This window comes from Verrucomicrobiota bacterium (genome assembly GCA_037139415.1).
In the GTDB taxonomy this organism is placed as follows: Bacteria; Verrucomicrobiota; Verrucomicrobiia; order Limisphaerales; family Fontisphaeraceae; genus JBAXGN01.
On sequence record JBAXGN010000265.1, the window covers coordinates 1 to 7,960 of the forward strand.

A 7,960-nucleotide genomic window follows, 5' to 3' on the forward strand; every position below is an offset into this window, starting at 1 on the left:
CGTTGCTGCCGTGGACGAAACCTTCAAGAAAGCCCCCGCCTTCAAAGGCAAAAAAAGCCAGACCACGGATTTGCCGGGGATGAGCTAGGCTTTTTCTGGTTTGGCCATCGAAAATGTTCAAAAATCCTTGGTTTTGGAGAGTTTATCCACGGTTTGAGGCGAAAATGCCATGGTTGGATGGGAATTATAGCTGGCCGCAATAAAATTTACCTTGGCCGCAAAATAATTGGCCACGGACAAATAAAAATTTACCGTGGCCAAAAATAAAAAGGCCTAGGCCAAAATAAATATACCCATGGCAAAAATATTTATGGCCATGGCCATTTTGATTTCGGCCCCGGTAAAAGAAAAAATGGTCATGGCCTTTTTATTTTAGGCCGTGGCCACAAATTTTTCGGCCGTGGCCAATTTATTTGCGGCCTTGACATTTTCCGGAGTTTATGGTTCGTTATGGGAAATAATTACGTATGGATTTTGTACCGAAGACCCGAAAGTTACGTTATCCGTGGTATAAAAAGCTGGCGGAGAGCGTGGATGCCGAGACGTCCAAGTTTGGCGCGGACCCCGCTGATGTTGCGGTGTTCAAGGAGCAGGTGCAAGGGTTGGTGACGCGGCTGGAGGCGACGGATGCGCTGGCCGCCGCGCTCCGGGGAGCGCGCAAAGCGGAACTCGTCGAGGAGCGGGAGGCGTTGCCGAAGTTGCGCGCCGTGGTGCGGCATTGGAAGACGCTGAAGGGGTTCCCGGCTTCCGGCAGTGAGGCGGCGCTGGGGTTGAAGGGGCAGGCGGCGGCGTTCGCGCCAGCGACGTATAAGCCGGTGATCCGGGTGCGGATCGCGGCGGGGCGGATTCGGATTGGTTTCGCCAAGCGCGGCGTCACCGGGCTGGCGTTTTATATGCGGCTGCGCGGGGTGGCAGAGTGGCGGAAGCTGGGTGTGGATACGCGCGCGCCATTTTGGGACGACACACCATTGGCGCAACCGGGCGTGCCCGAGGTGCGTGAGTATATGGCGCGCGGGATGATCAACGATGATGAGGTGGGTGTGGAGAGTGATATTGTGAGTGTGACGTACGGCGGGTGATTTTTCTGGCACACCCTTCAGGGTGCCGGTCCACTTCTGCGTAGGTCGCTATCATTAGCCGCTGTGTATTTGCATGTCGTGTTCTCCACCAAGAACACGACGCTGAAATAACTGGCCCAGCCTCGGAGCTTGTTTGAGGCTTGCCAGAAACGCCCAAAGGTTGCGACCCCCGTCCCACTCGGAACTTCTCCCGCATGGCCTCTACGGCTTGCAAGGCTTTGAGCAGGTTGCCGGGTGTGCATTGACTTTAACCAGTAGCCAGTGCGCCTGCCGGCCGCACACACAAAAAAGGCCGCCTGTTTCCAGGCGGCCTTGAGGTATTTTGTTAAAAGCGTTGGTTACTTGTCTTCAGGAATGCGCATGCCGTAGAAGCTGCGATACACGAAGAACAGCGCCACGATGAAGAAGAACGCGCCAATGGCGGTCTTGGTGCTCTGATTTTTCATGGTCACCGCAATTTCCACCGCGAGCAGGCCGAACAACGTGGTGAACTTGATCACCGGGTTCATGGCCACCGAGGAGGTATCCTTGAATGGATCGCCCACGGTGTCGCCCACGACAGTCGCGGCGTGCAGGTCGGTGCCTTTCTGGCGGAGGTCCACTTCCACGATTTTCTTGGCGTTATCCCAGGCACCACCGGCATTGGCCATGAAGATGGCTTGGAACAAACCGAAGAAGGCGATACCGATGAGGTAGCCAATGAAGAAGTAGGGGTTAAAGAACGGCAGCGCGAGCGCGAAGCAGAAGATCACGATGAAGATGTTCCACATGCCCTTCTGCGCGTATTCGGTGCAGATACGGACGACTTCCTTGCTGTCCTTATCGGAAGCGGTCGTGGCATCCAGCTTCATGTTCTCCTTGATGTACACCACGGCGCGATAGGCTCCGGTGACGACCGCCTGGCAGGAAGCGCCGGTAAACCAATAAATCACCGCACCGCCCATGATCAGGCCGAGGATGATTTCCGGCTGCACAATACTGAGAGCGGCCACGACTTCCTTGAACGGACCGGCTACGCCGGAGGCGACTTGGGCCTCAAACATGCCCTGCAAGAGCATGATGATGCCGAACACCATGGTGGTGGCACCCACCACCGCCGTGCCGATGAGCACCGGCTTGGCTGTGGCCTTGAAGGTGTTGCCCGCGCCGTCCCCCTTTTCGAGCTGGTACTTGGCGTTTTCAAAGTCGGGTTCAAAACCAAAGTTCTTCTTGATGTCTTCCTTGATGCCCTTGCGCGCTTCGATCTGGCTCAATTCATAGACCGATTGGGCGTTGTCCGTGACCGGGCCGTAGCTGTCCACCGCAATGGTCACCGGGCCCATGCCCAGGAAGCCGAACGCCACCAGGCCGAACGCGAAGATCGGGGCAGCAAACGCATATTTTGCCGGCATGAGCGACATCAGGGCGCCGTTCATGGAGAAGTAATAGGAGGTGCCCATGAGCAACATAATGACCAGCCCCATCCAGAAGGCGGAGAAGTTACCCGCGACAAAACCGGAGAGGATGTTCAGGGACGCGCCACCATGCTTCGAGCAGTTGGTGACTTCCCGGACGTGACGGGAGGTGGTGCTGACGAACACCTTGGTGAATTCAGGGATCAGAGCGCCAGCCACCGTGCCGCAGCTAATGATCGCAGACAACACCCACCACAGGGCGGGTTGCGCCGTTCCGGTGCCGTCTTTGAAGTCGCCCAGCATCAAATAGCTGGCCACAAAAGTGATGACGATGGACACCGCCGAGGTGATCCACACCAAATGGGTCAAGGGGGCTTCAAAGTCAAAGTCTTTCTTGCCGCCGAACAAGGCCTTGCTCAACATTTCGTTGCCGAAATAGGAGACCAACGAGGTCACAATCATCAGCGCGCGCATGACGAACAACCAGATGATCAGGGTCGCACAAATGCCCGGGCTGGCCGCCAAAGCGAGCGCCAGGAACGCGATCAGCGCCACGCCCGTCACACCATAGGTTTCAAAACCATCCGCTGTCGGCCCGACCGAGTCGCCGGCGTTATCACCGGTGCAGTCCGCGATCACACCCGGATTCTTCGGGTCATCTTCGGGGAGCTTGAAGACGATCTTCATCAGGTCAGAGCCGATGTCAGCGATCTTGGTGAAAATACCGCCGCAGATACGCAGCACCGAGGCACCGAGGGATTCACCGATGGCGAAGCCGATGAAGCAGGGGCCGACGAGTTCGCGTGGCAGGAACACCAGGATGCAAATCATGAAGAACAATTCCACGGCCACGAGCAACAAACCGACGCTCATGCCGGAGCGGAGCGGGATGCTCAGGGTGGCCAGCGGGTTGCCCTTGAGCGCGGAGAACGCCGTGCGCGAGTTGGAAACCGTATTGATGCGGATGCCGAACCAGGCCACGCCGTACGATCCCAGGATGCCCAGGATGGAGGCGAGCAGGACAACCATCACGTGCCCCACCGAGTTACCTTGAAGCACCTTGAAGTAATAGATCATGCAACCGGCAATCAATAGCCAGAGGAGCGCCAGGAATTTGCCTTGGGTGAACAGGTAGGTTTTGCAGGTCTCCCAAATGGTGTTGGAGACGTTGCCCATGCTTTCATGTACCGGCAGGGCCTTAGTCTGATTATACTGGATGATCCCGAAGATCGCGCCAATCGCGCAGATGACGATACCCATGTACATCAGCATTTCACCGCTGATCCCACCCAGCCCGCTAAAGGTGACTTTAGTCAGGTCCGGTATTTTGATGTCCGCCTCGCTGGCGAACGCGCCACTGGCACTCAGGCCCAGCAACGCCAGGCTACCGATCCAATGTGTGTTGTTTTTCAATAGTTTTATGTTCATAAACAAGATGGCGTCCAGTATTGCAAAAATCCGGGGTGACACGCCAAGCAAATATATAACCATATCTTGCCATATTTTTTTCAAAAAATGACATGCCTTATCTTGCCATCGTGCCGCCTAAGCCAGGTAATTCATGAAATTTCTACTTTTCCTGTGCTTGACAAACGCCGGGTTTTCACGAATCTAACTCCAGATACCAATATGCAACTTATGAAGTCATTCGCCAAAACGAGCCGCCTCTCACGTCGGCAATTCCTTGCCCGCAGCACCACCGCGCTGGCGGCTGGGGCCGCATTGCCGCAAATTCTGCCTCAGGGCGTTCTGGCCGCCCCGGGTGTGCCGGGTGCCAACGACAAGATTGGGGTAGGCTTTATTGGGATTGGCCGCCAAGCGAGCGGTTTGCTGGCTGGCGCCGCCAAACTGGGAGAGGCCAAAATTGTCGGCTTTGCGGACGTCAACTTGAAGCGCGCCAAGGAAAACGCCGCCAAATATAACGCGTTTGCGTGCCAAAACTACCACCAGTTGCTGGAACGTAAAGAGGTAGACGCCATCATGACGGCCACTCCAGAGCATTGGCGCATCCTGATCGTGTTGCATGCCTGCCAGGCAGGCAAAGACCTGTACGTGGAAAAGCCGATGTCGCTCACCATCAAGGAAGGTCGCTGGATGGAGCAGGCTGCTCGCAAATATAAACGCATCATTCAAGCCGGCAGCCAACAGCGGTCGGACCCGTTGGACATTGCGGCCTGCGAATTCATTCGCGGAGGTGGTTTGGGCAAAATCACCAAGGTGATTGCCTCGGCGTATCCCAGCCCGTGGGACCATAATATGCCGGCGCAACCCAAACCAGAGGATTTGGATTGGGATATGTGGTGCGGACCCGCGCCGTTGGTGCCGTACAATGAAAGTCTGTATGTGCCGCGCGAAAAAGGGCCCATTGCGCCTGGTTGGCTGTCGTTGCATCCGTACTCCGGCGGGGAAGTCACCGGCTGGGGTGCGCATGGGTACGATATGATCCAGTACGCACTGGGCATGGACAACAGTGGACCGTCCGAGATCTGGTCAGAAGGCGGCAAGTATAATCCGCCGGTGTATGACAAGCCGGAATCCAAGAAACGCGGTGATTCCATGTGCCTTGAGCCGAAGGTGTTCTTCAAGTACAAGACTGCCACCGGCGACGTGGTGGTTGAACCCGGAAAAGCCCCCAACTTCGGCGCGATTTTCCATGGCGAGAAAGGCTGGCTGAAAGTGGATCGTGGCCGGCTGGATTCCAATCCGGAAGATATTTTTGAAACCTTGATGAAGAATAAGCCCAAGGTGGATGGACATACCTCCAACTGGCTGAAGTGCATCAAGACGCGCCAGAAATCTACGGCGGATGTCGAAATTGGCCATCGTTCGGCCTCGGTGTGTCACTTGGTCAACATCGCGCGCTGGACCGGACGCAAGCTGCAATGGGACCCCGTCAAGGAAGAGTTCATCGGGGATGCGGATGCCAACAAGTACTTGGATCGCGAGCGCCGCAAGGGATACACGGTGCCCGACAAGATTTAACGCTTACTTGAGCGTTTCCTGAATTTCCGGAGGGAGTCCGGCCCGCAGGCGCAGGTCATTCCAAGCGTCCGGGCCGGTAAGTTCTTTCAGTTTGGCCATGGCGTCGTTGGCGGCTGCGCGCACGTCATGGTTGAGCCAGGGTCCCAAATCCAGCACTTTTTGCATGGCCCGCAAACCTTGCACCAGGCGGCTTTGGTCATTGGGCTCCGGCGGAATCCGGCGTGCCTGCTCAGCGTGCCATTGCGCCCGGTCCACCCACATCTTGCTGACGCGATCCACGGCTTCTTTGACAAATGCCTCGGTGGCCTTGAACGACTTTTCTTCCTCCGCCACCATGCGTGGATCCACGCCGGACCCGGTTTCGGCGGCGAGTTCCTTGATTTTTTCCAGGCAACTTAGCGCCTCGTTGAGTTGCAAACCAGCGACCAGCAGATCATTCTTGTTCCATTGCGTGCCGGTATAGAGCAGCGACTGTTGGTTGCCGAAACGTTCGCCGCCACGGGATGCCGCCTCGGCCAATTCCCGGTGTACCGCCGCCAGCGCGCGCCAGCCTTTGAGGTTATCCCGATCCGACCGCACCACTTTGGTCAGCACCGTCTCCGCATCGTTCAATTTCCCCTGGCTTTGCAGGCTGGCCGCTTCCTGGAGCAGATCCTCCACGGTCACCAGACGCACCATATTGGTGGTACGCGGGTCGGCGGCTTCGGCCGGTTGCGCGGAAACCGGGGCGCTGGTGGATACACTTTTGCAGGCCGAAAAAACCAATAGCGGCAGCAACAGGAGCAGCGTCCGGGCGTGCCGGCCCATCTGGATGGCCGCCTGCCGGACGCGTGCGCGTCTATGTTGTGACTCAATCACCGGGCCGAGTATGAGAAAATCCCGCCGTCTGGCAATCCTGTTTATGCGGGATTACTGGTGGATGTTCGGTGTGGCGTGCTCACTGGATTTTCGAGTGACGAAGCGATTCGAGTTCAGCCTTGAGTGGCTGCCAGTACGAACGGTCTTTTTCACGCTCCACCTTTTCTTCCTCGGCCAGCGCGTTTTCCAACGCTTGGGGATCGCTGGCGGCGGCAAACTTGAGTAATGGACGAGTCCCCAGAAGTGCACGGCCCGGTGCCGGGTGTTGTTGGGCTGCCTCAATCAGCAGAACGGGGGTTCGGAGTTCTCGCAGCCAAAATTCAATTTGGGACCCAGTGGGTTTTTCCCGCTGACGCAAATAGTCTGATTCAACCAGCCGTTGGATCATGGGCCAGTCTTTATTGCGCTGTGTTTTCTTGGCGGCCACCAGATCGGCGAGCGAGAGTAATTCATAGAGGGTGCCATCGGCATCCTGAAGGGTGGTCCGGCGCTCCCACAGCTTGGGAAAACCATCCACCCCGCGCATTTTTGCCATGATGTCCACCCGCATTTGATCGGCTTCGGGATGTTGACAGCGAAAGTGAATGGCGTGTCCCCGCTGAAGAAAATCCAGTCGGCAGGCAGGCACCGCAATGACTTCAGCGTTTAATGCCTGCAAGGCAGCCAGCAGACGCCGCCAATTGTCGTCGTCAGCCAGGACCGCCAGATCGGTATCGCGGCTAAACTCCGCCGCGCCGTAAAACACGCAAGCCTGTCCCCCCATCAACAGGGCGCGGACCTGGTGTGCTGCCATCGTAGAAAGGACTTTCCGTATCGGGTTCGGGATCAAGCGAGCCTCCCATGGCCAGGAATTGCGCCCGCAGTTTCACGCTTTGGTGCCAGCGTTCGAGGGGCATGAGCCGATACCAATCGGCCCATTCAGCTCCCACGATTTCTTCGGGCGAGATCATAGTGTTGCTAACCGGACTACTGTTACTGTCCACCCCGTGACCGCAGTGCAATCAAGGGCGTTGTTATTACTCAGTGCCTGCAAAAGCTAAATCCAGTCCTTGCGACCGTCAAGCGTGAAGCGAATGGTGCTAAATGGCTTTCGGTCATGCAAGGTACCGTTTGGTGGTGGAACTGCCACCGCACGCCGGGAAGTGCGGCCACATGCGTGGCGGTCAATTTCCCGTCGGTGGCGGCTTCCCCCACAGGTGTGGCGGTCATTGCCACACGCGTGGGAATCGTTCCCACACCCCAAAAAATGTCAAAAAACATCCCCGGACGTCCTCACCGGCAGCTTTTGCCCGGGCGACGGCTTGGAGCCCCATTGTTATGAGAATCGTCTGTTTTAATACCGGTTTTTTCTGAAACGGAGTCAATCAATAACAAAACCATGTCTGGTTCGCATCAACCCGAGGGGCCTTTTTAGGGATGGTCGGCACCATGAAAACCAACTGGACCATACCCAGTCGGCAGAGCGGATCGGCCACGTTGTTTCTCTGATCCTCACGAAGGGAAGGCCTTCTTTTTGCTGCCAAGCAGCGAAACTGGCATCCGTCCCGGACGCCAGTCACGGCGAGTTACTTTGGATTTTAGATGAAAGCACACTAGCAGGTTGCGGAGTTACCGCAACCTGCCAGTTCGTTACTTCAAAAAGCTGAG

General features: G+C 56.8%; 6 protein-coding genes. 3 read left to right on the forward strand and 3 right to left on the reverse strand.

Annotated elements, in window-relative coordinates:
• On the forward strand, positions 1-267 hold a 267-nt coding region (locus tag WCO56_27585; GenBank protein ID MEI7733364.1), incomplete at its 5' end, for a hypothetical protein.
• Between the two features lie 200 nt (positions 268-467).
• A complete protein-coding gene (locus tag WCO56_27590) occupies positions 468-1,079 on the forward strand; it encodes a hypothetical protein (protein MEI7733365.1) in 612 nt (203 codons plus the stop codon).
• A gap of 338 nt (positions 1,080-1,417) precedes the next feature.
• On the opposite strand, the gene WCO56_27595 is transcribed toward WCO56_27590, so the two are convergent.
• Positions 1,418-3,901: a sodium-translocating pyrophosphatase gene (locus WCO56_27595; GenBank protein MEI7733366.1), complete on the reverse strand. Its 2,484-nt coding sequence runs from the start codon at positions 3,899-3,901 to the stop codon at positions 1,418-1,420.
• A 210-nt stretch (positions 3,902-4,111) separates the two neighbouring features.
• On the opposite strand from WCO56_27595, the gene WCO56_27600 reads away from it, so the two are divergent.
• Positions 4,112-5,455: a Gfo/Idh/MocA family oxidoreductase gene (locus WCO56_27600; GenBank protein ID MEI7733367.1), complete on the forward strand. Its 1,344-nt coding sequence runs from the start codon at positions 4,112-4,114 to the stop codon at positions 5,453-5,455.
• A gap of 3 nt (positions 5,456-5,458) precedes the next feature.
• On the opposite strand, the gene WCO56_27605 is transcribed toward WCO56_27600, so the two are convergent.
• Positions 5,459-6,313: a hypothetical protein gene (locus WCO56_27605; GenBank protein ID MEI7733368.1), complete on the reverse strand. Its 855-nt coding sequence runs from the start codon at positions 6,311-6,313 to the stop codon at positions 5,459-5,461.
• Between the two features lie 79 nt (positions 6,314-6,392).
• A complete protein-coding gene (locus tag WCO56_27610) occupies positions 6,393-7,106 on the reverse strand; it encodes a hypothetical protein (protein ID MEI7733369.1) in 714 nt (237 codons plus the stop codon).
• Positions 7,107-7,960 lie beyond the last annotated feature (854 nt).

Coding starts and splice junctions, on each gene's coding strand:
- WCO56_27590 (MEI7733365.1), top strand. CDS start 468: ATGGATTTTGTACCGAAGACCCGAAAGTTACGTTATCCGTGGTATAAA.
- WCO56_27595 (MEI7733366.1), bottom strand. CDS start 3,901: ATGAACATAAAACTATTGAAAAACAACACACATTGGATCGGTAGCCTG.
- WCO56_27600 (MEI7733367.1), top strand. CDS start 4,112: ATGAAGTCATTCGCCAAAACGAGCCGCCTCTCACGTCGGCAATTCCTT.
- WCO56_27610 (MEI7733369.1), bottom strand. CDS start 7,106: ATGGCAGCACACCAGGTCCGCGCCCTGTTGATGGGGGGACAGGCTTGC.